Below are 26,809 nucleotides of genomic sequence, written 5' to 3'. Positions count from 1 at the left end.
GAATTTTCTTTTCCCCCTACGAAATGCAGATCTTTATCGAAGGTTGTATTTTGCCACAAAAGCATCAAATTCTGCAAAATCCTGCGACCTGGGCGGTTAAACTCATACGATTCCAACAATCCGAATCCCGCATTCTCCACCCTCTTCGCATCAGAAATCTAACAACCCTTCCCTGTAACGGAAGCTTCCCATAAGCGTTCATCATGTCTCAACCGTTCAAAGCATAAGCGTAAGGTGCTTGCGATGCCTCAAAAGCTTTTAATCGGATATAATTAAAACCGTGATAGCAAAGGATTTTAAAAATGGAGAACATTCCAAAACCGAAGAAAATTCCCCCAAACTCAAAGATGAAATTTTCCCGTGCGACGAAGGCGAAAAGAATGGCGGAGACGTCTTCTTCCCTATCCCATCTGTATTTCTTTTTATCTGCATTCACATTTTTAATTTATTTCAAATTGGATCGAAGAACGCAAACGTATTCAATATTTATAGGGACTCTTCTCGCTCTTGTTTTTTTTGATTCTGTTTGTTATGTTTATTATACTTAGATAGAGCTAAAAGTAAGGGTGAAAAATGTCTCAAACACTGAAGCTTTCGCAGAGCCTCGAAGATTATTTGGAAATGGTTCACATTCTTTGTCTAGAAAACAAGGGGACCGCACACGTCAAGGATATCGCCGAACGTCTTTCCGTGAAAATGCCTTCCGTGAACAAAGCGATGAATGAACTCAAGAAACTCGACTTGGTGATTCAGGAACCGTACACAGGCATTTCCCTATCCCCGGTCGGCAAAAAGACCGCTGCAAAAATTCTCGCCCGTCACTTTTTGCTCAAGGCCATGCTCACCAAGCTCGGCGTCAGCGAAAAGAACGCAAACGAAGATGCCTGCAAAATGGAACACATTCTTTCGCAGGAATCCCTCAACGCGATCGACGCTTTTGTCCACGACGAAAGGAAGTCTTAATTTATACCAAATCCCATTCTTGGAAAATCAAAATCCCGACACAGCGACCGGGATTTTTTGCGTTCTTGACAGCCTGCTTGATTACCACTTTCCAAATGGAGGATTTGCCAAACAATTCATTTCTCATTAACAACTGCTAAACAAGATTATTCTTAGAAAATTTCTTCTAGCAATCTTTCTCTGATTTCTTTGAAAAATTCACGGATTATAAATGTTTTTCCAACACGGCGTCTGCCACATACCACTACAAACTCGGATTTCTTCGAGTTCAATATGAGTTTGAATTTTTTAGTTCTCTACCGCGTCCGATAATCTTTTTCATCGCCAGGGGCACCTCGGAACCTATTGCTCCGGCGGATATATTTTTTACATAGTCATGCTGCATAAGAGACATGCTTGTCGCCAAAATACTTGATTACTCGTTCAGGGCTGTTGCTCACCATTTTCATGTGGGATTCCGCATGGGAGCGTAGCTTTTCGCGAGTCCGAGCCGGTGCGTTGGAAGATATTTCGTGTTTCAGGTCGGCATTAAGACGTTCGTCAGGATTCAGCTCGGGACTGTAGCTGGGCAGGTAGAATACGCTTATCTTGTCCGTGTTCGCTTCAAGCCATTCCTTTACCGGCTTGCTGTGGTGAACCCTCAGGTTGTCCATCACGAGAAACACTTTCTTCCCTTTCCCGTCTGCATACACATCCTTCACCAGAGCCGTCATGAAGTCGATGAGCTTCGTCGCGTCGAACGCCCCGTCAATCATCATCCAGTGGCACTTCCCGCGATTGTTCACCGCCGATATCATGGAAAAGCGCTCCCTGCATCCGGGAGCCTTCACGACCGGGGTCTGCCCGCAGGGGGCGTAGCTGCGGCCACGGACATCCGTGTTCACGATGGCGGTCTCGTCCGCCCAGTGGATTTCCGCATTCTCGCATACCGCATCGGCCTTTATTTTCGGGTATTCCTCTTCGAGCCACTTCTTCACCGCTTCGGGGTTTTGCTCGTACGCGCGGACAATCGGTTTTTGCGGGGTGAAGTTCCATCTTTTGAGGTAGTCGCCGACCGTTCTCTTGGCCAGCTTCACTCCAAATTTGCTGCGGACAAGCTCCGCAACCGCTTCGCGGGTCCAGAGGGCGAACTTGAACTTGAGCTGTTCGGGACGCTTGTCCCGGATTAGTTTCTGTATCTCGGATTCTTGATTGGCGGAAAGGAGCCTTTTTTCCCTTTCCTTGCGGCCCCTTGTCTTCGGCTTGAGCGCATTCATCCCGCCTTTCTCGTAAAGCGATAGAACTGCATCCACCATGGGGCGGCTCACGCCGCAGGTCTCTGCGATCTTGCTTTTCTTGAATCCCGCCTTCTTCATTTTTACGATTGTCTTCCGTTTTTCGAGAAGGCTCTGGACATTCTTTCTTGCATCATCTTTTTCCATGATGCAAATATAGTAAACTTTGCTTGTTTTGTAAAGTATTTATCTGCCTAATCTATAACTATACAACATTTTTGCCAAAATAGGCTAAAAATTTCAACTTTTGGCGGAGTTACACCATAAAATTTGCCAAATCTATTGATTTATCCATATTTTTGGCAGATTTATTGCATTAAAATCGCCAAAACTAATTCAAAACGATGATTCACTTGGTTCGCCGACATTAACACAAACTAAATAATCAGGAACTTATAGAAAGATTGTAGCCGATTCCAAGAACGATGATAGCCACCGTAACCGTTCCGAAAAAGACATATATCAGCTTAAGTGTCATGACCTTTTTCAAAAGTATGGCTTCGGGGAGCGAGAGTCCCACAACGGCCATCATAAAGGCAAGTGCCGTGCCAAGAGCGACACCCTTTTGAACAAGAACCTCGACAATGGGAATAACTCCAGCTGCATTTGCGTACATGGGAACGGCAAGAATTACCGCCAGGGGAACGGCAAACCATTTGTCTTTTGACAGGTATTCTTCAAAAAATTCCGAAGGAACATAACCGTGCATTAATGCGCCGATCGCAATGCCTGCAAGCACATAGGGCAAAACCGAACGCGTTACACCAAGGGCATCCCTTGCTACTTGGGGTATTTCCTGCAGTACTTGAACGCCCCTTTGCTTAAGGCTGCATGGCTTTGCGTCGTTGTTGACAGATTCGTTTGTCTGCTGCAAATTTTTCACCCAATCGCTTAGAAATCTTTCCAGCTTGAACCATTCCAGGAACATCCCTAAAAATGTTCCAAGAAACACGCCGGAACCTACATAAATCACAGTCACTTTCAATCCGAATGTTCCCGCAAGCATGGCAACAGCGACCTCGTTTACAAGTGGCGATGTTATAAGAAAACTGAACGTGACGCCAAGGGGGATGCCGCCCCTGACAAAACCGATGAACAGGGGAATACTGGAACATGAGCAGAAAGGGGTAACCGCTCCGAAGATTGCGGCGAGGAAATATTGGACTCCGTACAAACGATGCGACGACAAAAAATTGCGAATCGCCTCAATCGGGAAAAATGTATTCAGCAGCCCCATCAGGAAACTAATAAAAAGCAATATCAGGATAATTTTGAGGCTGTCGTAAACGAAGAAATTTATCGTCGAGCCCAAAGGAGACGAGCCATCCAATCCAATAATGTTGTAAACAAGATTATCGGCGAATGATTGTATCATAGAAAGTCCTTACAGCCATGTCGATTTCATCCCTTACACGACGAAATTCCTGCAGAATTTCGGTTTTTGTTCCTCTGAACGCGTCAGGATCATCAAAGCCAAGATGAATTCTGTTCTTGACGCCCCCCAAAAAAAACGGACAACTTTCTTTCGCCTTGTCGCAGACGGTGACAACGTTGTCCCACGATGTATCAAGGTACTGCGATACATTTTTGGGCTTATTAAGGGAAATGTCAACCCCTCGTTCCTTCATCACTTCGATTGCAGTCGGATGCACGTTCTTTGCCGGAAACGTTCCTGCAGAACATACGGTCAACGACGAATCCAGAGCCTTGAGAAATCCTTCGGCCATTTGACTACGGCACCTGTTGCCTGTACAAAGAAAGAGTATCTTCATATTTCACCTTTGATAAGTTCTTTTATTTTATCTTCGCTAATTTTACCTGTGGACACAAGCCGTTCATCGACAACAAGCGCGGGTAATGTCATGACATTGTACGGAAGCATTTGGACAACATCATCAATGCGGGAGACCGAAGCTTCTAGGCCCGATTCCTTAACGATTTTTTCAACAGATTCGGCGAAAGCAATGTTACAGCCACACCGGCTCATGAGTATTTTTATGTTTTTCATTTTTCCTCTTTTTTGTTTGTAGTTCGTAGAACAACGAACATATATGGCAAAATTTTTTAGCATCCGCATTCCCTATCGCAAAAATCTTTATTGAAAAAATCACTGAACAATGCCTGGGCATTTTTCCAGTTTTTTTTGTTTATACAGTACTTGACCTTGGGCGTTTCGATTTCACCCTGGATCAAACCGGTCTCTTTTAGCTCCTTTAAATGCTGGCTAACCGTGGCCTTCGCAATGGGCAATTCTTCGTGGATATCGCCAAAATAACAGGTATTGCGCTTGGCCAAGAACTGCATGATACTTACGCGTGCGGGATGCGCCAATGCCTTGGCATACCTCGCCAAGATCTCTGTTTCTTCACAGTATTTGCTCTTTTGGGCCATTTCGGTTCCTGTTTATTGTTCGTAAATATACAAACATTATTTTTGAAAAGCAAGGGAATTATTGTTTTTTTTCTTGAGGAGACAAGAAAACGTTTATTCCACCGAGAAAGTCGCCTTCACGTTCCCTTTACCGAGAATCTGCTGGAGGCGTTTCTTGTTCACGTTGTCGATACGGGCGAGGCGCGTAAAGTTCCAGGAATTCTTGTCGTAGTAGATGGTGATGGAATTGCCCTGGTAAAGGATGATGTCGCCTGCATCGGTGTCGATTTGCTTGTCGTTACGCGGAAAACTGCGTGGCAGGTCGGCCACCTTCTCGAAACTGCCGTAGTCGTGCATGTCGAGCGTGAGGTCGCCCTGCGCAAGGAATTCGGCGAAGGCCTTGGCGGAGGAATTTTCTTCGAGCGTTGCCGTGAAGGTGGTGTCGTTCACATGGATTTTGAGTTTCACGGTAGCCTCACCCACTTTTAATGATGAACTGGCATCGCTGCAGGCCACGAGAAAGAACAACGCTACAAGTACGATGTTTCGCATACACACAAAATAAATAATTGTGCTAGCAATTCAAAATACTTATTTGCTATGACTCACTATGCCTTTTGCGCATAGTGAACCGATGGCCGTTGCAGCGGTACCTGCATTTGTACGCTCAGCGTTCAATGCCAAGGCCGTTGCGGGAAGCTGGCTCATATTGAACATGAACCGAACATTCCCGTGCCCGCGATTTTCAGAGCCTTGTATTCGTTGCCGACTTTACCCGACAACGCGCAACCAATGCTCGTGAAAACGGTATTCAGCGCAAAAGTTCCCTTCCAGCTCATGAAATTCAGCAAGAATCCGCCTAGCACCGGGGCTATAATCGGGGCAACTCCGTTCACAGCGTTCACCATCGCAAGGAACTTGGTGAGGACGGGACCGCTACACGTTGATTTCGCAAGCGGATTTAGGAAAAAATTTTCCGTTGGCAAGTTCTTGACAAAGCCAAAAAAAAATTTTATTTATGGGCACGAAATTTCATTGCGTATAATGGTTCAGCGTGAAACTCAAACATCAGGGTTTTGCGCCTTTTTTATTGCGCAGGGCCCGCAACAAAAGAGGTTAAAATGGACTTTTACATGAAACTCCCGCGCGGCAAACGCGAATTCACCCTATTTCTCGTGACGCTTTCGATTATCTCGATGAACATCATCGCGCCGCTCATCACCTGTTTCGAGATGGGCTTTAGCATGGAAAGCTGGGCGCATGTATTCCCGATTATGCCGATTCTTTGGCCGTGCGTCATCGCGACGGTGCTTGTCACATACAAGCCTGCGGCGTTCCTGACATCAAGACTCACGCAGGAAGGCGACAGCTTCCACGCGGTGATTACCCTCAACATCATGTGCACGGTTTTCCTGATGTCCATCATCTTGACGATTGTAGGCACCTGGGTCGGAAATCGCGAAATTACGACGGAACCCATCGTGAACTTCTTTTACAAGTGGCCCCGCAACTTTGCCATTTCGCTTGCCGTAGAAATCTTGATCGCGCAGCCGATTGCCCGTCGCGTGATGCTAGGCCTGCACAAGTACCGCGACGCACGCCGGGAAGTCGCTGTTTCTAACTGAGCCGTAAATAAATTCATCTATCTTTTCGATTGTGACAGGCATCGAAGAACAATTCAACGGCAAGAAACTCCTTGTCAAGAAGCTCATTCCGTTCGGGTTCATGAAGGAAGGGTCTAATTCACCATTTTGCCGCAGCACTTCTTGTACTTGAGGCCGCTACCACAAGGGCAAGGATCATTGCGCCCCACTTTCGGCGTCGAGCGAACAACGGCGATATTCTGCTTCATTCCAAAGCAGCTTTCTTGAGACGAAGACAATTCATCTGGAGCATTTCCGTAAGTAACCCAAAGCCTAGCCTTGTTGTTCAGTTCCATAATGGCACTGATAATAGGCGTAATCTTATCCATATCGATACGGGTAAAGCCGATTTGCAGACGATACCTTTCAATAATTGCAGCAGGATGTTGCAGTCCTATGCGCAAATCGTCCAGAAGGCAGTGCGCATCAAAATCAGCAGAGGCGGGCTTATCCGAATATCTTTTAAAATGATCGCGGATGGTCTTGAATTCCGCAAGATTTTCATTGATATCATCCGTATAGTCAAGCCACTCGTTAAATTCCTCATCGGTCGGCCTGTAGGGGCGATGGATCTTACGTTCTTCAATAATGTGCTCAATCGCTACAGATGTTTCGACACTCCAAGTGCAAAGGCACACGCCATAATTTATAAAATAACGGGTAAACAAACTGCACTCGTTGATTGCCGCAACGCCTTGTTTCTTGGTCAGGGTGCGGTCGACATGGTCCATGTTCCACTTGCTGATGACGGTTTCGGGATTGCAGACGCCATAAAGATTGGCGTAAACCTTGCAATAGTCATGGAACCCAGCCATAGACCGTTTTGTTCCATCCACAATTTCAAGAAATTCCTCAGGAACAACCAATGTCAAGTGGTCTTCATCCGTTCCAAAAAGGAACATAAACCCAATAGACAAATTCTGTTCCACGAACTTGAACACGCGTTCGTCGATGTTCAGAAAGTTGAATTTTGCAGGATAACCTTCCGGGAACATTTCCTTGAAGGGAGCGTTATTCGCGTATTCATCAAACATAAGGTCCAAGAACAGCGAATATTCAAATTCACCGGAATACTTGACAAAGCTCTCGAATATTTTGGGAATTCGCTTTTTAAGGATTTCGATGTACTCGGCCTTGCGCAATTGTTCTTCGCAAGCCTCGTCTTTTTCTAGTTCCGGCGTCGTGCAGAAATGAATATCCTGGACGGAATCCTTTGGGCAAGCATTCAGAAGTTTTGCAAGAGTCTTAAACGGAATCGGTTCTTTGTGGATGCAGTTCGTTTCACGGAGTAAACGGCTACGATATTGTTTCGGCAGAGAATTGATGTTCATTTCTTAAAATCTCCTGAACCACTTGTTGAATATGGGGTCGCTGATATAGAGACCCGTTTCACGCTGTTCTACTATATCTCGGTCTATCAGGGCCTTCTTTATTCGGGGAATATTCGATTTAGTCCCGAGGCGATAGGTCTCCAGCACCTCCTGCGATAAGAATCCATTATGAATCCCCGCGGCAATCGCCCGGAGCATGTTCATCTGGTAACTGGAAAGCCCCTCTGTCTGCTGCATAAAGAGCGCCGCGTTCTGGGCGATAAGTTCATTCATGGCGGTATCAATTATTTCAGAAGTAACTTCGCGTTCCGTGTGCAACATTACCAGCCAGGCAAGCTGTTGCACGTAAGAAGAATAATTTTCCACTTCGCCACAAATTCTTGAAGCCTGTTCCTTGTCGATACGAAGTCCATGTTTCTTGAACTTATCGCAGATAAAGGGAACCCAATTTTCAGTAGAAATGACCCCCAGGTAAATCGCGTCGCCAAACTGATAGAATGGCATGCTCTTGTTCTGGAAGATGTTTGTGAGCAGGTGCTTTTTGCTGCCCAACAGACAATACGAAACGTTCTGCTGCAACTGCCATGCACCGCGAAGCCTTTTCTGAACCGAGATTGAATCCGGAAACTCGCCTATCTGCTGAAACTCGTCGATGCAAACAACGATGCGTTTCTTTTGCTTTTTTGCGATCCTTTCGGCTAATTCCAAAATTTGCTCGGGAGCGTATTCCTTCGGAGTGATACCCAGCGAAAGCGAAAATTCAGACGTCGGATCCGGCCCCATGCTGATTTTAGGCGAAACCCGGCTCAAAAAATTCTTCGCATTTTGCAGGATAGAATCAATCTTTGACGAAGTCTGCTGCAAGACCGCGGTCGCAAGTTTATTGTAGAAATCGTATTCACTGCGGCAATCAAAAATGTCCAAATAAACGACGAGGGCCTTTTTCGGATTCACCAAGCGGCCGACATGGCGAACCAGAGATGTCTTGCCGATACGGCGATTAGAGATAAGCAAGGTGTTTACCCCATGCTCAAAATTCGCCTTGAGCCTTTTGGTCTCGGCTTTGCGATCCGTAAAGTTTTCGCCCTCAACCGCATAACCATATATAAAAGCGTCGTTCATGGGAACCTCCGCCTAGAATATACATTATTTTTCGTCGGTACACAATGCTGTGTACCAAAAAGTACACAAAGTTGTGGTCCACAAGTTTGTGTACCAGACGTTTGGCTTAAATTATTAGTGTCCGGTAAAAATATAGCCAAAAATAAAAATGGCAGGATCCTCAGACGAAGAACCCGCCCGTTTTGTTTTTACTTTGTAATTACCACAAAACAAACAAAAACAAAACGCTATGGTCAAAAGTACATTTTTTACCGGACAGCCGGTCTTCGCGCAACTCTGCAAGTATCTTGACAGGGACGAAGTCCTCAAGATCAGCACGGAATCTGGCGGAGAACGTTACAGGAAGTCTTTTGACACGTGGACGCATCTGCAAATGGGCTCGTACCAAAGCGGAGCACGCTGGGGGACGCCAACGCAAAAAGGAGCGACTCGATCTTTGGAGACAACAGTTTCATGCTGAAGCCCGCGAACTTTGACGATGGCGACGTGCTTGCCATGGACCGCGCCTACATCGACTATGAAAAGTTCGAGGAACTGACACGGCGTGGCGTGACTTACGTAACCAAAATGAAGAAGAACCTGACCTATGAAACCGTCTCCGAAAGCCTCCTGCTTGACGACGGGAAATTCGGAAAAAATCCGTTAAGGAAGTCGTCTTTCACAAGGACGGCACGACGCACAGGGCCAGGATCGTTTCGTATGTTGAAACCAAGACATCCGGAAGGGGATGCAAGGAGCAGGAAGTCCAGCTCTTGACGAACAGCCTCGACCTCGATCAAGATCCAAATCTGGATAACGCTCATCGCGAATCTGCTCCTGACGCTTGTGCAGCGCGGACTTAAACGGCACTGGAGTTTTTCAGGGCTGGCTACGATGATGCAGCATTCGCCCGGCCCGCCATAACATCCGTTTTTTTAGGGAGGGGCTTGCAACGGCAAAATAAAAGTTTAGAGCGTACGAATTCTAGGGCCTAGGCGTTTTCAACGATTTACCCGGACACTAATAATATTTTTTATAAATTGTGATTGTTGTTTTTGTTTTGAAGAAAAAACTAAATTGACTCCAAAAGGAGCTACAATACCTCTTTTTCAAATAAGCATATCGTCCGCTTTGACGGATATCCTTTAAAACCACCCTTGTCAGCAATCGTCCACAAGGGGCCTTCATAAATTTTTCAAAGGAATATGCACAAAATTTTATCCGATTCCTTTGGACTAGCAGAAAATACTTACGTTTCTTATCTTGCCAAGTTGAAAAGAGTTGACGACACGTTTTCAAAAGATATATCGATAAAAAAATTTGAAGAACGTACAAGAATAACGATATCTTATAGCCAGGAATACAAAGAACAGAAATTGAACTAGCAAGCAAAAGAAACGCATATATGTTCAAATAAACAAAACGTCCGAAGCCAAACTTTTCTTTCAGGTCTGCATAAACAGGCCTTCCACAAGCGGTGCAAAACTTCAAGTTGTCATTCAACGTTTTATTACAATGCGAACAAAGCATCATAAAAGGAATCTACCAGCTTTTTCATTAACTAACTAAAGTATTTTGCACCAAATGTAAACAAAAAAAAACAATGTCAAGTTTTTTTGAAATTTTGGCATTTTTTTACACTTTTGGCGTTTTTTTGCCCTGACATGGAGTTTAGGCAGCAAAAATAGGCATATTTAAAAAACACACGATAAGTTTATAAAACTTGTGTCTAGTCACATATTTTACAAATAAAACTTGCATTTAAACAATAAATTATTTATATTTATCTCTAAAAGAAGCGACCAATATGATTGAACGGCCCATATACTTGAAAAAACTGATTGACCGTAAGCAGAACGGTCTCATCAAGATTATTACGGGCGTCCGTCGTTGCGGAAAGTCCGTACTCCTTTTCGACCTGTTTTTCAGGCATCTCATTGGCGAAGGCATACTGGATAGGCAAATCATCCGCATTCAGCTGGACAATTCCGATTTTGCCTCCCTACGCAACCCCTTGAAACTATCAGAATATATCAAGTCGAAAATTTCGGAAGACCAGGATTACTTTATCTTCATCGACGAAATCCAGCTTGTCAAGAAAGTCAAGAACAGGGATGTCGAGGGCGACCACATCACCTTTTACGATGTTTTGAATGGACTTCTCGCAAAAAAGAATTTGGATATCTATGTTACCGGCAGCAATTCCAAGATGCTGTCGAAAGATGTCTTGACCGAATTTCGGGGACGCGGCGATGAAGTTAAGGTCCATCCCCTTTCTTTCCGCGAATTTTATTCTGCAAAGGGCGGCTCCAAGGAAGATTCCCTGAAAGAATACATGCTCTATGGCGGGATGCCCTTCATTCTTTCGAGACCTTCTGCCGAATCAAAAATATCCTATCTCAAGAACCTGTTCGAAGAGACCTACCTAAAGGACATCGTGGAAAGAAACAGAATCCGGGACCAAGAACTCCTGGGTTCGCTTATCGATGAAATCTGTTCTGCGACCGGCTCCCTTACAAACTCGACGAAACTGGCGAACACCATCAATTCGCGCTACCAGAACCGCAAAGACAACAAGGTAAACAATAACACCGTCGCCTCGTACCTGTCACATCTGGAAAACGCATTCCTCTTCAAGGAAGCGAAGCGCTACGACATCCGCGGTAAGCAATACTTCAATTCCAATAGCAAGTTCTACTGCGTCGATGTCGGATTAAGAAATGTCCGACTGAACATGCGACAAAACGAAGAAACACACATCATGGAGAACATCGTTTTCAACGACCTGGTGCAAAGGGGATATTCAGTCGATGTGGGAGTTCTAGAAAGTTTCAGCAAGGGCGCTAACGGAAAAACGGTCCGATCAACCAGAGAGATAGACTTTGTTGTCAATTACGGGAACGCCCAATGCTACATCCAATCCGCATACCGCATGGACACCCCCGAAAAGGAACGTGCAGAACTTTTACCTTTCAATATTGTCGGCAACTCTTTCAAAAAAATCGTCATCACGCGGAACGGACTTTCGCCCTGGTACGATGACAACGGAATCTACCACATCGGATTATGTGATTTCTTGCTCAAGGAAAGCATCTTGGAATAAATTTCCCTGGAGGGAATCGTTATGCGCCTCCCAAAACCGTATTTACCCAACTAAAGCCGATCCATCCGGAATGGGAGCCGTCTTTCGTTTTGGCCTTAATCCAGCATCCTTTCTTTTCTAACGGTATATAGGAATCTTCTCGATAGGGAACGCCTTGTATATAGCTATTACCTTCAATACGCCACCACCCCCTTTCAGAGTTTTTCACCTTGATTACAGCATTGCCATCAATCTGCATGACGGTCGCTCCGCTGGGTTTATCGCGGATATTCGTAGGACCTGACGGGTCTACAATGGACACCTCAAAAGCCTCATCACATGATGTCTGTTTTTCTTTTGTTTCGCTAGCCTCGCCACCAGATTCCAAAGCCTTTATAAGCAACTGCTGGACGAAAGTTACAGGAACGCACAGTAGCTAAAACATTTCTTCTTTGAGTTCTATAGAAATCACTATTTTTTCGCAGAATACTTCTTATGGGGTTCGGCAACATTTTTGTAAAGCTGCAAATCTTTGAGTTCTTCAGCTTCATGCATGATCTCTTCGGCTTCTTTCATACTTATGAGATTGCTATCTGCTTTTTTCTGCGATGAAACCTCATCATCTTCAAAGCCGCAGATTCCAAAATACTTGTCAAAGAAGTTTTTTAGCAGCGCGAAGATTCTGTTCTTCAACTCGCTTCTATTTTCAGAACCTTCGTCCTTCTTTGCAAAAAGGCTCTTTTTCGGCATGAGCGCGGGAAGCCCTGTACCTATGTCGCTCAAGCTGCCGTCCCTAAATGCGTCTGCAAGGTATTGTCGAGTCTTTTCGTCGTTGAGCCTGTTTATCTTGATAAGTTCTTCAAGGTCGGCGTCGCGGCTTTCGCGGACGAACTCGCGCCAGTCCTTATCCACGTTTGTCTTGGTGTTCACCCGTTCGATGAACGCTTCGATAAGTTCTTTCTTGCTACGTAGTTCAATAGAACCATTCACGGCCTTATTGATTTCGCCAAGAATAGTCTTGTCCTTGCAGTGGCTTTTATGGTACTTGGCGACAAGTTCAAGGATGTAGTCGATGGTAATATCCACCTGTTTGATAAGCTCGATTTCAAATTCAACGTCTTCCTTGATACTTTCCTTCTCGCCTGGATGCGGCTTATATTTTTCATAAAGACGCAGGTATTCGCCCTGGTAATCTTGCAAGGCTCTTGCAGAAAACTCATCGTCTTTGAACTCGTCGAAACAGTTGAGAATGTTTCTTAGGCGGAGTAAGGCGCCGTAAAGCTGGATAAACTCGTTTTCATTTTTCTCGCCAACAGGCTCCCCACTTGTCAGGTATTCAAGGGGGAATTTCTTTTCTAGTTCGGCAACAATTTCAAGATAGCCCTTGACGTGCTTACCCTTCTCCGTATAGCCCTCATAATAGTCCTTGAAAGTCTTTAAGAGAACTATTCCGCCTGCATCCTTGTCACCAAAGAGTGCGATTGCGTCATCCGTTTCCTTTTGAAGAGAACGGAAACAGACAATGTTTCCGAATGTCTTGACGGAATTGAGAATGCGGTTTGTGCGGGAATAGGCTTGCAATAGACCATGTTGGCGTAAGTTCTTATCGACCCATAGCGTGTTGAGCGTGGTTGCGTCAAAGCCCGTAAGGAACATGTTTACGACAATAAGCAGGTCCACCTGCCTCGTCTTCATCTTCTCCGACAAATCCTTGTAGTAGTTGTCGAAGTTTCCGCCCTTGCTTGCAACGACCTTCGCGCTCTTATTCTTTCCGCTAAAGTTGGTCTTGAAAGTCTTGTCGTAATCGAAGATTGCAGATTCCAGGAAATCCCTTGAAGACTGGTCGAGACCATCGGGAGAATCCAAGTCTTCTTCGGGCAGGATTCCAGAATCTTCCTCATTAGGAGCGTAGCTGAAAATTGTCGCGATGGTTAAGCCCGCGCCTGGTTCTCCTGGCTTGCGCTCTGCTATCTGTTTCTTGAACTCGTTATAGTAGAGTTTGGCTGCTGGGATAGATGCCGTAGCAAAGATGGAATTGAAACCGTATTGACGCTTTCCTTCAAGCGCGTAAGCCTTATTGCGCTTGGTCTTCTTGTCGAAATGGTCGAGAACATACTTGACGATTTCGCTGATGCGTTTGCCGTCAAGCAGGGCTTCTTCCGTTTCGATTGCAGAAACTTGCTTGTCGCTTCCACCCTTCTTTGCCTTGATTGTATTGATGTAGTCAATGCGGAATGGAAGAACATTTCCGTCATTGATTGCGTTTACGATTGTGTAGTGGTGGAGCTTGTCGCCAAAAGCCTGCCCAGTTGTCTTTAGCTGCGGGAGCTTGCCGCTGCCAGAGTTCTGCGGGAATATGGGTGTTCCCGTGAAGCCGAAAATATGGTAGTTCTTGAAAGTTTTTGTAATGCGCTGGTGCAACTCACCAAAATGGCTTCGATGGCATTCGTCGAATATGAGGACAATGTGCTTATTGTAGATTTCGTGCGTCTTGTTCTGCTTGATGAAACAGCCCAGTTTCTGAATGGTCGTGACAATGATTTTGTATTCCTGGACTCCGCCCTTCTCGTTTCTATTCTCCAACTGTCTTTTGAGAATTGCTGTAGAAGTATTTCCGTTGGCGGCGCCTTTTTGGAATTTGTCATATTCGCGCATCGTCTGATAGTCCAAATCCTGTCTATCGACGACAAAAAGCACCTTGTCGATTTTGTCTTTCTCATCGGCCTCCATTTGTGAAGCCAGTAGCGCAGTCTTGAAGCTGGTAAGCGTCTTTCCCGAACCCGTCGTGTGCCAAATGTAGCCGCCAGCATCGACCGTTCCCATCTTCTTGTAGGTGGTAGAGGTTTTCAGGCGTTCCAGTATGCGTTCCGCCGCCATAATCTGATAGGGACGCATCACCATCAAAATTCTCTTTTCCGTAAAGATACAATACTTGGTGAGCACGTTCAAGATTGTATGCTTCGCGAAGAATGTTGCGGTAAAGTCCACTAGGTCCCGAATGTTTTTGTTGTTGCCGTCCGACCAGTAACTGGTAAACTCAAAACTATTACTTGTTTTGACCCTGCCACGACGCCCCGCATTTTCTTTCAAGTGTCCGTCGCGAGTGGTATTTGAATAGTACTTGGTTTCCGTTCCGTTGCTTATGACAAAGATTTGAATGAACTCGAAAAGCCCTGTCCCTGCCCAAAAGCTGTCTCGCTGGTAGCGGTTGATTTGGTTGAATGCTTCCTTGACGGAGATTCCGCGACGTTTGAGTTCGACGTGAACAAGCGGCAAGCCGTTTACAAGAATTGTCACGTCATAACGGTTGTCGTGAGCGGCACCCTGGTCTTCTCCGATTACATACTGATTGATGACCTGGACGCTGTTATTGTGGACGTTCTTCTTGTCGATAAGGGTGATATTCTTTGAACGTCCGTGGTCGTCCTTGAATGTCTTTACAGAGTCTTCTTGGATAGTCGCTGTCTTTTCTTCGATACCTTGATTTGCGTTTGCAAGTTCCTGCTTATAGAACCGTTCCCATTCGTCATCACTGAACTTGTACTTGTTCAGTTCTTCAAGCTTTTTACGAAGATTGGCTATCAAATCCGCATCTGACTTGATTTTAAGATACTCGTAGCCCTGTGCCTGTAACTGCTTAACGAACTCCCGTTCAAGGTCAGCTTCACTTTGGTAGGCGCTTGACTTGGAACGAATCGGCCTGTATTCGGCAACGACTGTAGATTCACTTGTCTGGGCGACGGTATTGTACATCTTTAGCTATTGCGGAATCCCTGCCATTGTAACGACCGCGACTCCCTTTTGGTTTTCCACAATTTTCACAGCGGTAGAATTGGCAAAAGTGTGCATATAACAATGATGAACTGTCAAAAGCAGGTCCTGCAATTTTGGATCATTTTCTAAATCGCAAATTTTCAGCCCACATCCTTTCGCATCATCAATAGAAAGATGCCTTGCATGAATTTTGGTGCTTTCGTGTTCATTCAGTTTATTGATAACATTTTCAGCTTTTTGCCTACCGTCCTCGTCTCCAGCAAACATGACGCTTTCCAGTTGTTTCAAGACAATCTCACTAGACAATTCAATCGCTTTTTTACATTCCCCCAAAAGCGTTGGGTGATACTTGCTTAGAATACACTGCCAAGCAGGAAGCGATCCTGGATCCCTTTTTATTTCAGCAATTGCATCTTCAAATTCTTTTAAAATAGAATGACAGGGGATTCCACCAAATTGAGGATCAATGGGGCCTATGCTGGACTCTTTTCCCATGTAAATACACTGGGTCGAACAGGCAATCATGGTCCCTGCTGACATTGCCAGCTGAGGAATGAACGCCTGAATATTCCCCTTGAACATACGTTGCAGATAGTCTATAATAGATTCAGTTGCTGCAATATCGCCACCAGGGGTATGCAGAATTAAATCTAGACCAAGAGAACGATCCATTTTATGGATAGTCGCCATGAATCCATTCTTATCATCGTCGTTTATACTGGATTTGGCATTTCCGTTTTTTTGGAGCCACCCTGAATAATAGGCAATCGTATTTCGCTTACGGTAATCGGAAAATTCTTTCAAGTGGGAGCGACGGATAAAATCCAGAGCATTCGTCCGTCCGCAATTTTGAATTTCTGTCAGGACATCATTCCAATTTGGCATACAATTTCCACCTAACGAGTTGTCGCATTTACGGCATAGCCAATATCAAAATCCTCATATAGCGAAAACTTTTTGAAATTTCCCTGCGAATCCATGGCAGACTCCTGGGGGACGGAAACGGAATTAAACCCCTTTAACACGCTGTTCAGGGCTTTATTCAACTCACCCGCAGACATTTCTGAAACTTTTTTCATAAAAAAATGAATTCCTTGATAAGGGTCGTAGCCATGATAACAACCTTCAGCACTTATAAATATACAATAATATTTAATAAAAGGCTGATAGTAATATTGAGCGTTCCGTCAAGTTTGGCCCAGCGAATACCCTAAACCGCTTCGTTATCATATGGAGAAAACCTTTTTGGATAGCTTCACAGGGGGATTTACTTGACCGATGCTAGTTTTTCTTCCACTAGGGAACATCTTGTAGATAACAGTTCCTTCGGTAAAACAGACTGGAACCCCGCTTGAGAGAGCCTTCTTGTAAGCAGCAATACCCGCCTTGGAATATATCGATTGGCGTTTTTTTTATATCGGACGCTTCGGTTATGGGTTCTTTTGTTGCTGTGCTCATCATTCACCTTTGTGACAATAAAAACAAATTCATCTTTTTTAAAGATACAATATTTCTCGGTCATTAAGCCTGCCGAAATGCCGACGCTTCTATTTTGCTCAGCATCCCATTCTGCCGGTTGCTGCCCTTCGACAGGCTCAGCAACCGCTTATCAAAGGGAGCTTCTTTAGGTTAAGCGGTCGAAGGGCGGTCCCTGAGCTATGTCGAAGGGAACGAGAGCAGTTTGTCTCTGTAATATTCATATTGTTTTTTGCGTGCCTCGATTTCAACTAGGATTTCCCACGATGGCATTGTCCATTGAAAAGACTTCATAATTCAATGATATGAGCACAGAAAGTTGGACACGACTTTGAAAAAAGAACATTTATTTTTGTATTTTTATCTTCGCACTATGGCAGGAATGAAATATGGCTAATATTAAAATTCATATTGACCAACTTGGACTTATAAAGGACTCTGACATAGAGGTTTCTCCGCTGATGATCTTTAGTGGGGATTCGGGGCTAGGCAAAAGTTATACAGCTATGCTTATTCATTATTTTTATGCAGTGCTCTCTAACAAAAGTCCGAGATTTACAGAATTTTTCAAGTCGATAGGTTTTGATTATTCCGAAAGGGTTAAACAATTTAGAAATGAAGGTGAGGCTTTTCGCTTTAAAAAAACTCAATTGGAAGAATGGCTTGCAGTTGATTCGTTAAAATATTTGCGATATCTTTTGAATAATGAACAACTTGATGGAAAACTTTCTGTAAAGTTGCCAGAAGCTGTTCCTCAAGACATTATTTTTAACTACAAAGAGGAACTAGCTGGTCTAGTTAACAAGGACGAAGTTTATCTTCTGCTTTCCGGCCCAAATTTAAGCTATCGTGCCGGAAATAAAAGAGACGATAATTTGACAGACGATTTTGAATCTCCATATTCATTTCTTTTAGGTGCTGAATTGGTCAACCTTATATTTGGCGATTTTAGAAACTTGACGGGCACATACAGTCTTCCTCCATCAAGAGGACCTGTTATGACGGAAGGTATCACAGGAAAAACAGGATTGTATAAAGAATTTATTCGTCAAAAAGAATCTCTTGAAGCCGCCAAAGAATCCACAAGGTCCTCCTCCAAAGATGTCTTAAATATTATCCGTCATATTTTAGAAGGCGACGTGTTGCGAGATTCTAATGGGGAGTATTCTTATGTAACTGAAGATTCAAAAAGAATGCCTTTATCAGCGGCAGCAGCTTCCATTAGGGAATTAGCTCCTTTGGCTTTAATAGCTCAAAAAGAAAACATAAGAACTATATCTATTTTGTTTGAAGAACCGGAGGCGCATTTACATCCACAAAAACAGCGAGATGCCGCAGACATCATTGGGGCTTTTGTAAATACAGGAGCTTCTATGCAGATTACAACTCATAGCGATTATTTTTTACGAAGGTTAAATGAATTGATTTTTCTGAACGATTTAAAAGAAAAATCTCAAGAGCAGTTCGATAAGTATTGTAAAGAGGAAGGAATCAATCCTATCGTAACATTAGATCGAAACAAAATTTCGGCATATTATCTTGAAAAAAGAGACGGTTTTGTTTCCATACAAAAAGAAAATCTTGACAAAGGAATTCCTTTTAAATCGTTTAAAAAGGCTATAGAAAAAAATTTATACACTCCGGGTAAAATCGAAGACTTCTTTGAGGATGACGAGGGACGTAATGGCACTTATCGACCAATTTAAAAAACTGTACGACAAAATAAAGCCATTAACTAATACTCACATATCAGAACAAGACCCGCAAGCATCTTTACGGCATGTAGAAGTCCAATTGACATCTAGCGATTATATCTGTTACGACCAGAATTTGACAAAGGGGAAACTCGGCCTAGAGAATCTTTCGTCTTCGCTGATGAAGAATGAATGCGATGGAATCATCATTTCTGAAAAAGGCAATATTGCGTTGCATTTTGTCGAGCTAAAATCAAACTTCGACACCCATGATATTGATAAAGCCATTAAACAAACATCCTCTTCTTTCGTTAAATTGCTGATGATGTTGTCCGTTTGCGACTTTGATGTTGATAAATGTTGTGTATTTTTCGTTATCGTTTGTCAAACTTTCGCTAACGACGACCAAAAAACCAGCATTGAACATGCAGTGTCTCAAATGCAGCAAATAGGCGAAAATTCTTATCAAAATTTATTCTTACAAGCTATACAGAAATCTCAAATGCCATCAACAATAAAGTTGAAAATTGGCGAAATTCCATTAATACCTGAAGAACTGAAAAATAAAATATCCACAAAAATTCTAGGAAAGGAAGTTACCATTTCTCTATTTCTGACAAGCAATTACGGAGATTCTATTTGTAATATAGCCCTTTAGACCACTTCAACTTTTTAGTTCTGGCGTTGTCAAATTCCTGGAAGATCTAGCCTATTTTAGGGAACGAGAGCAGTTTGTCTCTGTAATATTCATATTGTTTTTTGCGTGCTTCGATTTCGGCGGGAAGCCCTGTGCTGATGTCGTTGCACAGGGCGTCGAACCGGTCGAGGATTTTGACAATGCGTTCCTGTTCGGCGAGGGGGGGAAGGGAAAATTCAAAATTCATAACATCTTCCTTTGAACCTCTCGGCATTTTTGCGCCTTTTGCAAATTGCATATCATAGTTGAAAAAATCATCCGAAGAAAGTAGATAGTATAAATAGTTCGGCGTAATTACGTCCTTGCATTCGTCAATGATTCGTATCGTCAAAACATCTCCATTTGTTCCGCCGTTTCTGTCGGCTTTCCAAATCTTTTTTAAATAAGGGCGAATGTTTCCTATCAGAATATCGTCTTTTTTGTATTCGATTGAATTATTACCGTCTGGGATTTTATCAGAAAATTCGACACCTTGTTTTTGTTGCAAAAGATTTTCTACGCTTACATAGGTAAAAGGTTTTAATTCGGAATTCTTTATGCGGGTGTCTGAATATTTCGCCACATCTCCCAGCTGCACGACCGCATACCCGAACACATACCGATAGAGGCTAATTATTGCTTGCTTGCTTGCTTGCTTGTGCAAGAACCGTGCCAAGCGGATCAAAATTCAGAAGCAAATCGCGGTAATATTCATATTGTTTTTTGCGTGCGTCGATTTCCGCAGGAAGTCCGATATTTAAGTCGGAGCAGATGGCATCGAAGTTGTCGAGGACGTTCACGATGCGCTCCTGCACGGAAAGTGATGGAACAGGGATTTTTAAAGACTTTATACGTGAAGCGTTTAAATCACCTCTAGCACCTTCTTTTTTATCAAGAAGTTCGTTATATTGATTTTGAACACAATAGAAAACATATTTGTAGTGGGCAACATTGCTATTTATTTCCATGTTTAGGCAATGTTGGTTTGTTGTAAGAGGAATTTTGTTTATAGCACATCGGCCCGCAGAAGCTCCTGAAATCGCCACGATAACACAGTTTGCGGGAATCCACTTTGCAGAAGTTTTCTTAACAGCGGTTTCAGTTATAAAACATTCTGTTTTTGTAATTTCGTTAAAAACGACTTCCTGCGTGCGAAGCCATGGAATTGTACCATTTTCATAAAACTCGGAATTGCCTTTTAAGGGTGTTCCGCCAGAACAGATATTTTTGCAAATCTCGCCCAAGGTCATCCACCTTACTTCTTCGTTGTTTAAGCCAAATGTTAGGGGGGGCTAACTTTTCCGAAGGACAGCAGCGCGTCGCGGTAGTATTCATACTGCTTGCGACGCGCTGTAAGCTCTGCTGTAAGCTCTGCTGTAAGCGATGTAAACGCATCCAGGGTCTTTACGATTTCTTCCTGAATTTCTAGCGGAGGAACGGGGATTTGAATTTTTTCAAAAACATCCCTACTAATTCTTGGAATGCTCCCTTTTCTCACCCTTGTGTCAATATAATTTTGTTGCGTTTGTAGGAAGTAATACAAGAATTTATCATTAACATTGTCTAATTCATCAAAAGTATAGCAGTCATCAGCGGCCCAAAAATCAACATCGGAAAAGCCGATTTTACCAGCGGCACCAGCACCAATCAAATATGTCGAATAAGCCTTGCGATTTGATTTATCAAAATATCCAAGTGGAGTCAACGCATTCTGATAAACAGGAATTTTTCCATCTGTAGTCAACATATCACGCGTTACACGAACTCCGCGATTGATTTTTGACACATCCCCAAGAGCCTTGGTTTCCACGCCATCGGGGCAATGCTTTTTTATAAGTTCATCAATCTTGCTCATAAGGCTTCTCCATCTTTCAAGCTTGCTTCAATTTCTTCTATGCTCGGCAAAGAACTTTTTAGTTCTGCAGGCAAAGAACCATTCAGTTTGTCCTGCCAATCTGCAACTCCAATTGGATTTGTAAGTCCATCAAGAGAATACTTTACAACAGTCTCATTTTTTCCTTTTACAAGCAAAAGCCCTATTGCAGGTTTGTCATCAGGGTGATTCAAAATTCTGTTCACTGCATTTACATACATATTCAGTTTACTCACAAAACCCGGGTCAAATTCGCATACTTTCAATTCAACAATAACATAACAACGAAGTTTTAAATGATAGAAAAGCATATCTATGTAAAAATCATCACCGCCCAATTCAAGATGTACCTGACGACCAACAAATGCAAAGCCTTGTCCAAGTTCAAGCAAAAATTCCTGTATATGTTCAGTAAGTTTCTTTTCAACTTCTACCTCTCGTCGAGGAACATCGGTTCCCAAGAAATCAAAAAGATAGGGGTCCTTGAAGATGTTGTTTACCAAATCGCTTTCTTTATCCGGAAGCGTAAGTTTAAAATTGCTCAAAGCTTTCCCCATACGCTCTTTTGCTTTACTCTCTATCTGTAACTGAAGGATATTGCTGCTCCAACCGTTTTTGAGAGTCATTTTTGCATACCAAATACGTTTTTCCTGGTCGTTTAGCTTTTCAAGTAAAATAAGATTGCTTCTCCAAGGTATTTGTGCAACAACCTGTTGCATAATTTCTTTATCAACCCAAGTTTCTGCAAATTTTCGCATATACTTGATGTTTCTGGGAGAAAAGCCTTTCATCTCAGGAAACGCCTTTTTCAAATCAAAAGCAATTCTGTCTATAACTTTTGCCCCCCAACCTAGTTCTTTCTGCTTTTTCAAAATTTCATTTCCGATATTCCAATAAAGAGTAATCATCGCGGAATTGGACGCAAGAACTACGGAAATTCTTGTTTTATGAACATCTTGAACAAGACTATTTATGAAATCGCTATAAGTTTTGTCCATTTCAACGCTCTCTGGCGGAGCTGTAAAACGAACAAGCCCGCTTTCATCAGAAAAACCCTTCCGCGCATCTTTTTCTTCAGGGATATTTTCGTTTTTCATAGTCCATTCTCCATTATGTATTATTAATCATCTCATCAATCTTGCTCATTTCAGAATCTCCCAATAGCCTGCGCTAGTTTTTCCTTTTCGCTGAAGATATCCGTTCACTTTCAAATAATCTATATTCTTTTCAATGGCAGTCGTGCTGAATCCCAGTTTTTCCGAAATTTGCGCTATGGAAATCCGAGAGTCGATTTCCATAAGTTCAAGAATCCGCCTCCGTGTATAGGTCAGTTCCGAACGAGTACTACCCAACTCACTACCCAACTTACTTCCCAACCGGCTTCCCAACTTGTCATTTATTCTATCATCCTGTTTTTGCGGAGCATCAAAATAGAAAGAGGTCCGCATAAAGTGGTCCGTAAACGAGAACGAATTTTCATCATAGGCCCTCAAGATTCGTCGCATTCCACTTCCCAACTGCTCTACCATATCCAAATCATGGAATATTCTCATAAGTTCACGGTTTCTTGGCATGGAACAGCAGTTAAAAAAGTCCGCTTTTGAAAGCCCTTCGACAAGTCCGCCATAGGTCGTGATTTCCATACGGTCGGAAAATATCTCGAACAGGGGCGGCACTTCCCTTGTATAGTCGTTATGGACGACTGCGTTAATTACGGCCTCCCGCAATGCGACTGGGTCAACCAGAGGTTTTTCAATCCGTTCCATGGGGGTAATTTTTGTTTGCGTGATGTTCGCCACCTTCAACCGAGTGAGGACAGACTTTACCGCCTTTATAAGGCTACAATAACCAAATTCTTCGCTTTCGATAAGGTCGTATTTGTCCTTGCCTCTGTAACGAGCGACTTTGATAGACACCCCATTTTCATCAGCAAGCAGGTAAGCGTTGTAGTTGTATTTACCATCAGGTGTAAGCAATTCGAGAGTCTTGGCAAATTGACTGTTCAGAGCCTTTTTGCTTTCTTCATAATATATTTTCAGTTGGCTGAAGGTCAGGTCCTGGCGTGGTGAAGGTATCTTGGCGAGGGAAAGTTTTGCACGGGAGGCGAATGATTCGAGAATCATTTTTTCGCTCATTTCATGCACCGTACTGCCGACTCTGACAAAGCAGCCGTTTGGCGTCATTCCGAATTTTTTCAGATAGTATGGTTTTTCCGTTCCCCCAGAAACGATGACATGGATGACATTTTTGCTTTCGTTTTCTTCAACGACGATTTCGAACAATCCGATAGCATTCGGCTTGATATTGTTTAAAATTCTATCGGCGATTTGGCGCTGGAGTCCGTCGGCGTCCTTGATTCCATATACCGAGCCGTCGTTGTCTATGCCGATATAGATATGCCCACCGGTGCCGGAATTCAAGAAAGCAATAACGGAGCGCTCCAAACCTTCCGGGAGTTCCCGCTTATATTCTACAAGATGACTTTCCTTGTTCATGTACATACCGTTCCAAGATAGTTCAGACGGTGTCTGAATTGTCTACTTCTCTAAGTCCTTCACGATTTTGTCAATCGCCCTGCGTAGTTCGTCTTCGCGCTTTACGATTTCAGCAAGGTCTGCGTTGAGCTTCTTGATGTCAACTTGTTCACGCGTATCTTTCTGTTCCACGTATGTTGAGACAGAAAGGTTGTAATCCTGTTCGGCAACATCGTCGATTGTAACGAGCTTTGCGATATGTTTCTTGTTCTTGCGGTTAGCCCAGTTCCCTATAATGTTTTCGATGTTTTCGTCTGTGAGCTTATTGGAATTTGTCACTTTGACGCATTCATTACTTGCATCGAGGAAAAGAATTTTGTTGTCGGCCTTGTTTTTCTTGAGCACCATAATGCACGTTGCGATGCTCGTTCCAAAGAAAAGGTTGTCGGGCAACTGGATGATACAATCAACAAAGTTGTTATCAACAAGATATTGGCGAATTTTCTGTTCTGCGCCGCCGCGATACATTATGCCAGGGAAGCACACCACGGCAGCAGTTCCGTCGGTCGACAGCCATTTGAGAATGTGCATTACGAAAGCGAGGTCCGCTTTGGATTTCGGAGCGAGAACACCGGCCGGCGCGTAACGCGGGTCGTTTATCAGGGTCGCATCGCTATCGCCCGCCCATTTGATGGAATATGGCGGATTGGAGACGATTGCTTCAAAAGGTTCTTCGTCCCAATGCTTCGGGTCGGTTAGGGTGTCGCCAAGAGCAATGTCGAATTTTTCGTAGCCCACATCATGTAAGAACATGTTGATGCGGCAAAGGTTGTATGTCGTAAGGTTGATTTCCTGCCCGAAGAAGCCCTTGCGCACTCCATTAGGTCCAAGAACTTTACGGGCTTTCAGCAGCAGGGAACCCGAACCGCTTGCAGGGTCATAAATTTTCTTGATGTTCTTCTTGCCGTAAACGGCGATGCGTACCAGCAGCTCGGAAACTTCTTGCGGCGTGAAAAATTCTCCGCCTGATTTCCCCGCATTGCTTGCGTACATGGACATTAGAAATTCGTAGGCATCACCGAAGGCGTCTATCGTGTTGTCCTGGTAGCTGCCCAATTTCATTTCGGCAACGCCCTTCATCAGCTTCACCAGCTTATCGCATTTTTGTGCGACCGTTTTTCCGAGCTTATTGCTGTTTACGTCAAAATCATCGAAAAGCCCGGCAAAGTCTTCTTCGGAAGCCGTACCCTTGGCGGATTCTTCCACGTATTTGAAGACCCCTTCCAAAGTTATGTTCAGGTTTTCGTCTTTTTCTGCTTTTTTCAGTACGTTGCAAAAGAGGTGGCTCGGCAACATAAAGAAGCCTTTTTCCTGAACCATCTGATCTTTTGCTTGTTTTGCATCCATGTCGTTCAAGTCGGCGTAATTGAAATCCTTGTCTCCCGATTCCCTTTCCGATTGGTTGATGTAGTTCGTCAAGTTTTCGGATATATATCGGTAAAAGAGCATCCCAAGTACATATTGCTTGAAGTCCCATCCGTCGATTGAACCGCGAAGGTCGTTGGCGATGTTCCAGATGGCGCGGTGCAGCTCTGCCCGTTCCTGCTCTTTCTTGTTGTCAGCCATTTTGAAAATCCTTTAAAGTGCCTTTGATTTTTTTGAAATATAAACAAATCGAACTGTCACAAATTGTCAAAGAATCGGCACATTACTGAATTTTGTAAAATTTCGTCAAAATATGTGCTTTTTTGGTGAATTTGTGTATAATTTGGCCGAGTGTATATGGACGCATGGCAGGAGCCCCCCCCCTTTTTGCCATGCGGTTCGTATTTGGGGAAGGAAAAAGAACTAAATGAAAAAACTCTTTATCATTGGCAATGGATTTGATTTACATCATAATGTACCCTGCTCTTATGACGATTATAAAGTCTATTTGAAGAATAATGGTCTGGAGAGGGTTGTAGATTTTTACGACCGCAATTATCTTCCTTTTGATTTGCCGGAAGAATACACAAAAATTCATAAGGGCTTAGAGGAATGTCATGGAGATAGAAAAAAATATGGAACGATATTGGCGAAAAATTATTGGTTATTGCCTAAGCTGAATACATGGCGTTGCTTAGAAGCTATGTTAGGATATGTAAATGGAATTTCTGATGGTCCTACTGCTATAAATTTTGCGAAAAACATAACAACTAAGATTTCTGATTGGATGAAAGATGAAATAAATACAAAAATTCCAAAGAAAAGTAGATTAAAAATGCCCACAAGTGACGCATTCTACTTAACATTCAATTATACGGAAACTTTAGAAAAAAGTTGTAATATCCCGTCAGAGTTTGTTAATCATATTCATAATAAGGTCGGTCAACAACTAATTTTTGGTCATGCTAATTATGAGGCCATTCAAGATACGATGCAGCCGATTTCAGTTTATTCTACGGGGAATCCCATTATTGATAATGTATTGCAAAAAACTGCCGCGTCTTTTAACGCGAACAAATATATGGAAAAGTATTATAAAGCATGTTTAAAGGATGTAAATCAAATAGCACAGAGCAATAGGGCTTATTTTGAATCCTTAGCCGGATTGAAGCAGATTTACGTTCTGGGGCATTCGTTAAGTAGTGTTGATTATGTGTATTTTAATGAAATAGATAAAATTGCTCCAAATGCTAAATGGTTTATTTGTTATTATGACGAAAGCTCAAAGGAAGATATTGAGGAAACGGCCGTGTTTCAACAAATAAAGAATAAAGTCGAGTTTATAACGTGGAAGGATGTTGATTCTATGTTTGGACCTTGGTATATTCGGATTCCGTATAAAATAATGAAATTATTCAAACATTAAAAGCATCTATTCAATATTCTTTATTCTATATTTTTTCAAAACCTTATCAATTTCCTCTACAATGGGCTGGGCATTTTCGCGCTTGGCCTTTTTTAGTCCGCGATTTTCCGGGTTTTAGGGGCGAAAACCCCTAGGAGAAGGGGTAGCGAGCAACAAAGTGCGAGCGAGGGGAAGGCTTTCCCCTCCATGGTCTTATTGGCAAGCTTCGCAAAGGAAGTAAAGCGGAA

29 protein-coding genes are annotated in these 26,809 nt (G+C 43.2%); 8 read left to right on the top strand and 21 right to left on the bottom strand.

Going from position 1 to position 26,809, the window contains the following annotated elements; all coding sequences use genetic code 11:
* Positions 1 to 208: 208 nt before the first annotated feature.
* A complete protein-coding gene (locus BGX16_RS14620; RefSeq protein WP_157797947.1) occupies positions 209 to 436 on the bottom strand; it encodes a hypothetical protein in 228 nt (75 codons plus the stop codon).
* Positions 437 to 573: 137 nt separating this feature from the next.
* On the opposite strand from BGX16_RS14620, the gene BGX16_RS08570 reads away from it, so the two are divergent.
* On the top strand, positions 574 to 963 hold the full coding sequence (locus BGX16_RS08570) for a metal-dependent transcriptional regulator (protein WP_100425666.1): 390 nt from the start codon (positions 574 to 576) through the stop codon (positions 961 to 963).
* A gap of 374 nt (positions 964 to 1,337) precedes the next feature.
* On the opposite strand, the gene BGX16_RS08565 is transcribed toward BGX16_RS08570, so the two are convergent.
* From BGX16_RS08565 to BGX16_RS08535, 7 genes are all read right to left on the bottom strand, one after another.
* Positions 1,338 to 2,384: an IS630 family transposase gene (locus tag BGX16_RS08565; protein ID WP_073306514.1), complete on the bottom strand. Its 1,047-nt coding sequence runs from the start codon at positions 2,382 to 2,384 to the stop codon at positions 1,338 to 1,340.
* Positions 2,385 to 2,622: 238 nt separating this feature from the next.
* Positions 2,623 to 3,612 (bottom strand): permease, encoded by a 990-nt coding sequence (locus BGX16_RS08560; RefSeq protein WP_100425665.1) that lies wholly within the window; start codon positions 3,610 to 3,612, stop codon positions 2,623 to 2,625.
* A complete protein-coding gene (locus BGX16_RS08555; RefSeq protein ID WP_100425664.1) occupies positions 3,590 to 4,009 on the bottom strand; it encodes an arsenate reductase ArsC in 420 nt (139 codons plus the stop codon). The genes BGX16_RS08560 and BGX16_RS08555 overlap by 23 nt, the downstream gene beginning before the upstream one ends.
* Complete coding sequence (locus tag BGX16_RS08550) at positions 4,006 to 4,245, bottom strand: thioredoxin family protein (RefSeq protein WP_157797946.1); 240 nt, start codon at positions 4,243 to 4,245, stop codon at positions 4,006 to 4,008. Before BGX16_RS08550 ends, BGX16_RS08555 begins: the two co-directional genes overlap by 4 nt.
* 56 nt (positions 4,246 to 4,301) lie before the next feature.
* On the bottom strand, positions 4,302 to 4,628 hold the full coding sequence (locus tag BGX16_RS08545) for an ArsR/SmtB family transcription factor (protein ID WP_100425662.1): 327 nt from the start codon (positions 4,626 to 4,628) through the stop codon (positions 4,302 to 4,304).
* Between the two features lie 93 nt (positions 4,629 to 4,721).
* Positions 4,722 to 5,075: a cyclophilin-like fold protein gene (locus tag BGX16_RS08540; RefSeq protein WP_097020925.1), complete on the bottom strand. Its 354-nt coding sequence runs from the start codon at positions 5,073 to 5,075 to the stop codon at positions 4,722 to 4,724.
* A 236-nt stretch (positions 5,076 to 5,311) separates the two neighbouring features.
* A complete protein-coding gene (locus tag BGX16_RS08535) occupies positions 5,312 to 5,593 on the bottom strand; it encodes a hypothetical protein (protein WP_100425661.1) in 282 nt (93 codons plus the stop codon).
* A gap of 147 nt (positions 5,594 to 5,740) precedes the next feature.
* Between BGX16_RS08535 and BGX16_RS08530 the strand changes: the two genes are divergently transcribed.
* Positions 5,741 to 6,232: a DUF2798 domain-containing protein gene (locus BGX16_RS08530; RefSeq protein WP_198514893.1), complete on the top strand. Its 492-nt coding sequence runs from the start codon at positions 5,741 to 5,743 to the stop codon at positions 6,230 to 6,232.
* Positions 6,233 to 6,345: 113 nt separating this feature from the next.
* Here BGX16_RS08530 and BGX16_RS15000 read toward each other — a convergent pair whose 3' ends face one another.
* Both BGX16_RS15000 and BGX16_RS08520 read right to left on the bottom strand, forming a co-directional pair.
* Entirely contained in the window at positions 6,346 to 7,581 is a 1,236-nt protein-coding gene (locus BGX16_RS15000; protein WP_100425659.1) for a YecA family protein, read from the bottom strand.
* Positions 7,582 to 7,584: 3 nt separating this feature from the next.
* Positions 7,585 to 8,703: an AAA family ATPase gene (locus tag BGX16_RS08520; protein WP_100425658.1), complete on the bottom strand. Its 1,119-nt coding sequence runs from the start codon at positions 8,701 to 8,703 to the stop codon at positions 7,585 to 7,587.
* 229 nt (positions 8,704 to 8,932) lie between these two features.
* On the opposite strand from BGX16_RS08520, the gene BGX16_RS15245 reads away from it, so the two are divergent.
* A complete protein-coding gene (locus tag BGX16_RS15245; protein ID WP_100425657.1) occupies positions 8,933 to 9,163 on the top strand; it encodes a DUF4372 domain-containing protein in 231 nt (76 codons plus the stop codon).
* Positions 9,157 to 9,459, top strand: a complete 303-nt coding sequence (locus BGX16_RS08510) for a transposase (RefSeq protein ID WP_100425656.1) — start codon at positions 9,157 to 9,159, stop codon at positions 9,457 to 9,459. Before BGX16_RS15245 ends, BGX16_RS08510 begins: the two co-directional genes overlap by 7 nt.
* 243 nt (positions 9,460 to 9,702) lie before the next feature.
* On the opposite strand, the gene BGX16_RS15330 is transcribed toward BGX16_RS08510, so the two are convergent.
* Complete coding sequence (locus tag BGX16_RS15330; protein ID WP_477190191.1) at positions 9,703 to 10,212, bottom strand: zinc-ribbon domain-containing protein; 510 nt, start codon at positions 10,210 to 10,212, stop codon at positions 9,703 to 9,705.
* Positions 10,213 to 10,489: 277 nt separating this feature from the next.
* Here BGX16_RS15330 and BGX16_RS08495 point away from each other — a divergent pair, with 277 nt between their 5' ends.
* Positions 10,490 to 11,785, top strand: a complete 1,296-nt coding sequence (locus tag BGX16_RS08495; RefSeq protein ID WP_100425654.1) for an ATP-binding protein — start codon at positions 10,490 to 10,492, stop codon at positions 11,783 to 11,785.
* Positions 11,786 to 11,804: 19 nt separating this feature from the next.
* On the opposite strand, the gene BGX16_RS08490 is transcribed toward BGX16_RS08495, so the two are convergent.
* The 4 genes from BGX16_RS08490 to BGX16_RS14615 all read right to left on the bottom strand — a co-directional run bounded on the left by BGX16_RS08490 (position 11,805) and on the right by BGX16_RS14615 (position 16,617).
* On the bottom strand, positions 11,805 to 12,152 hold the full coding sequence (locus BGX16_RS08490; RefSeq protein WP_157797945.1) for a hypothetical protein: 348 nt from the start codon (positions 12,150 to 12,152) through the stop codon (positions 11,805 to 11,807).
* An 83-nt stretch (positions 12,153 to 12,235) separates the two neighbouring features.
* The gene (locus tag BGX16_RS08485; RefSeq protein WP_100425652.1) at positions 12,236 to 15,517 is read right to left on the bottom strand and encodes a type I restriction endonuclease subunit R; all 3,282 of its coding nucleotides are present in this window, start codon (positions 15,515 to 15,517) and stop codon (positions 12,236 to 12,238) included.
* Positions 15,518 to 15,523: 6 nt separating this feature from the next.
* Positions 15,524 to 16,423, bottom strand: a complete 900-nt coding sequence (locus BGX16_RS08480) for an SDH family Clp fold serine proteinase (RefSeq protein WP_100425651.1) — start codon at positions 16,421 to 16,423, stop codon at positions 15,524 to 15,526.
* A gap of 11 nt (positions 16,424 to 16,434) precedes the next feature.
* Positions 16,435 to 16,617, bottom strand: a complete 183-nt coding sequence (locus BGX16_RS14615) for a hypothetical protein (protein ID WP_157797944.1) — start codon at positions 16,615 to 16,617, stop codon at positions 16,435 to 16,437.
* A 786-nt stretch (positions 16,618 to 17,403) separates the two neighbouring features.
* On the opposite strand from BGX16_RS14615, the gene BGX16_RS08465 reads away from it, so the two are divergent.
* A complete protein-coding gene (locus BGX16_RS08465; protein WP_073306430.1) occupies positions 17,404 to 18,720 on the top strand; it encodes an AAA family ATPase in 1,317 nt (438 codons plus the stop codon).
* Complete coding sequence (locus BGX16_RS08460; RefSeq protein ID WP_100425649.1) at positions 18,698 to 19,366, top strand: hypothetical protein; 669 nt, start codon at positions 18,698 to 18,700, stop codon at positions 19,364 to 19,366. Before BGX16_RS08465 ends, BGX16_RS08460 begins: the two co-directional genes overlap by 23 nt.
* A gap of 46 nt (positions 19,367 to 19,412) precedes the next feature.
* On the opposite strand, the gene BGX16_RS08455 is transcribed toward BGX16_RS08460, so the two are convergent.
* From BGX16_RS08455 to BGX16_RS08430, 6 genes are read right to left on the bottom strand one after another with little or no spacing between them, the layout of a single operon-like run.
* The gene (locus BGX16_RS08455; protein WP_198514892.1) at positions 19,413 to 20,048 is read right to left on the bottom strand and encodes a restriction endonuclease subunit S; all 636 of its coding nucleotides are present in this window, start codon (positions 20,046 to 20,048) and stop codon (positions 19,413 to 19,415) included.
* Positions 20,014 to 20,634 carry a restriction endonuclease subunit S gene (locus tag BGX16_RS08450; protein WP_100425648.1) on the bottom strand — a complete coding sequence of 207 codons (621 nt, stop codon included), beginning with the start codon at positions 20,632 to 20,634 and terminating at the stop codon, positions 20,014 to 20,016. Before BGX16_RS08450 ends, BGX16_RS08455 begins: the two co-directional genes overlap by 35 nt.
* A 32-nt stretch (positions 20,635 to 20,666) precedes the next feature.
* Positions 20,667 to 21,239, bottom strand: coding sequence for a restriction endonuclease subunit S (locus tag BGX16_RS08445; protein WP_100425647.1), 573 nt, complete (start codon positions 21,237 to 21,239; stop codon positions 20,667 to 20,669).
* A complete protein-coding gene (locus BGX16_RS08440; protein ID WP_198514891.1) occupies positions 21,236 to 22,354 on the bottom strand; it encodes a PDDEXK nuclease domain-containing protein in 1,119 nt (372 codons plus the stop codon). The genes BGX16_RS08445 and BGX16_RS08440 overlap by 4 nt, the downstream gene beginning before the upstream one ends.
* A 45-nt stretch (positions 22,355 to 22,399) precedes the next feature.
* Positions 22,400 to 23,752 carry an RNA-binding domain-containing protein gene (locus BGX16_RS08435; protein ID WP_100426805.1) on the bottom strand — a complete coding sequence of 451 codons (1,353 nt, stop codon included), beginning with the start codon at positions 23,750 to 23,752 and terminating at the stop codon, positions 22,400 to 22,402.
* A gap of 42 nt (positions 23,753 to 23,794) precedes the next feature.
* Positions 23,795 to 25,357, bottom strand: coding sequence for a type I restriction-modification system subunit M (locus tag BGX16_RS08430; RefSeq protein ID WP_100425646.1), 1,563 nt, complete (start codon positions 25,355 to 25,357; stop codon positions 23,795 to 23,797).
* Between the two features lie 226 nt (positions 25,358 to 25,583).
* On the opposite strand from BGX16_RS08430, the gene BGX16_RS08425 reads away from it, so the two are divergent.
* Positions 25,584 to 26,582, top strand: coding sequence for an AbiH family protein (locus tag BGX16_RS08425; protein WP_100425645.1), 999 nt, complete (start codon positions 25,584 to 25,586; stop codon positions 26,580 to 26,582).
* Positions 26,583 to 26,809 lie beyond the last annotated feature (227 nt).

Origin of the sequence: Hallerella succinigenes (assembly GCF_002797675.1) — a bacterium.
Classification (GTDB): Bacteria; Fibrobacterota; Fibrobacteria; order Fibrobacterales; family Fibrobacteraceae; genus Hallerella; species Hallerella succinigenes.
The sequence above is the reverse complement of the archived record's forward strand: the minus strand, read 5'-3'. Positions and strand labels throughout refer to the sequence as shown.

What these genes read in the sequence shown, in the direction of transcription:
- BGX16_RS08570 (WP_100425666.1), top strand. Translation starts at nt 574, where the DNA reads ATGTCTCAAACACTGAAGCTTTCGCAGAGCCTCGAAGATTATTTGGAA.
- BGX16_RS08565 (WP_073306514.1), bottom strand. Translation starts at nt 2,384, where the DNA reads ATGGAAAAAGATGATGCAAGAAAGAATGTCCAGAGCCTTCTCGAAAAA.
- BGX16_RS08560 (WP_100425665.1), bottom strand. Translation starts at nt 3,612, where the DNA reads ATGATACAATCATTCGCCGATAATCTTGTTTACAACATTATTGGATTG.
- BGX16_RS08555 (WP_100425664.1), bottom strand. Translation starts at nt 4,009, where the DNA reads ATGAAGATACTCTTTCTTTGTACAGGCAACAGGTGCCGTAGTCAAATG.
- BGX16_RS08550 (WP_157797946.1), bottom strand. Translation starts at nt 4,245, where the DNA reads ATGAAAAACATAAAAATACTCATGAGCCGGTGTGGCTGTAACATTGCT.
- BGX16_RS08545 (WP_100425662.1), bottom strand. Translation starts at nt 4,628, where the DNA reads ATGGCCCAAAAGAGCAAATACTGTGAAGAAACAGAGATCTTGGCGAGG.
- BGX16_RS08530 (WP_198514893.1), top strand. Translation starts at nt 5,741, where the DNA reads ATGAAACTCCCGCGCGGCAAACGCGAATTCACCCTATTTCTCGTGACG.
- BGX16_RS15000 (WP_100425659.1), bottom strand. Translation starts at nt 7,581, where the DNA reads ATGAACATCAATTCTCTGCCGAAACAATATCGTAGCCGTTTACTCCGT.
- BGX16_RS08520 (WP_100425658.1), bottom strand. Translation starts at nt 8,703, where the DNA reads ATGAACGACGCTTTTATATATGGTTATGCGGTTGAGGGCGAAAACTTT.
- BGX16_RS15245 (WP_100425657.1), top strand. Translation starts at nt 8,933, where the DNA reads ATGGTCAAAAGTACATTTTTTACCGGACAGCCGGTCTTCGCGCAACTC.
- BGX16_RS08510 (WP_100425656.1), top strand. Translation starts at nt 9,157, where the DNA reads ATGCTGAAGCCCGCGAACTTTGACGATGGCGACGTGCTTGCCATGGAC.
- BGX16_RS15330 (WP_477190191.1), bottom strand. Translation starts at nt 10,212, where the DNA reads ATGCTTTGTTCGCATTGTAATAAAACGTTGAATGACAACTTGAAGTTT.
- BGX16_RS08495 (WP_100425654.1), top strand. Translation starts at nt 10,490, where the DNA reads ATGATTGAACGGCCCATATACTTGAAAAAACTGATTGACCGTAAGCAG.
- BGX16_RS08485 (WP_100425652.1), bottom strand. Translation starts at nt 15,517, where the DNA reads ATGTACAATACCGTCGCCCAGACAAGTGAATCTACAGTCGTTGCCGAA.
- BGX16_RS08480 (WP_100425651.1), bottom strand. Translation starts at nt 16,423, where the DNA reads ATGCCAAATTGGAATGATGTCCTGACAGAAATTCAAAATTGCGGACGG.
- BGX16_RS14615 (WP_157797944.1), bottom strand. Translation starts at nt 16,617, where the DNA reads ATGAAAAAAGTTTCAGAAATGTCTGCGGGTGAGTTGAATAAAGCCCTG.
- BGX16_RS08465 (WP_073306430.1), top strand. Translation starts at nt 17,404, where the DNA reads ATGGCTAATATTAAAATTCATATTGACCAACTTGGACTTATAAAGGAC.
- BGX16_RS08460 (WP_100425649.1), top strand. Translation starts at nt 18,698, where the DNA reads ATGGCACTTATCGACCAATTTAAAAAACTGTACGACAAAATAAAGCCA.
- BGX16_RS08450 (WP_100425648.1), bottom strand. Translation starts at nt 20,634, where the DNA reads ATGACCTTGGGCGAGATTTGCAAAAATATCTGTTCTGGCGGAACACCC.
- BGX16_RS08445 (WP_100425647.1), bottom strand. Translation starts at nt 21,239, where the DNA reads ATGAGCAAGATTGATGAACTTATAAAAAAGCATTGCCCCGATGGCGTG.
- BGX16_RS08440 (WP_198514891.1), bottom strand. Translation starts at nt 22,354, where the DNA reads ATGAAAAACGAAAATATCCCTGAAGAAAAAGATGCGCGGAAGGGTTTT.
- BGX16_RS08435 (WP_100426805.1), bottom strand. Translation starts at nt 23,752, where the DNA reads ATGAACAAGGAAAGTCATCTTGTAGAATATAAGCGGGAACTCCCGGAA.
- BGX16_RS08430 (WP_100425646.1), bottom strand. Translation starts at nt 25,357, where the DNA reads ATGGCTGACAACAAGAAAGAGCAGGAACGGGCAGAGCTGCACCGCGCC.
- BGX16_RS08425 (WP_100425645.1), top strand. Translation starts at nt 25,584, where the DNA reads ATGAAAAAACTCTTTATCATTGGCAATGGATTTGATTTACATCATAAT.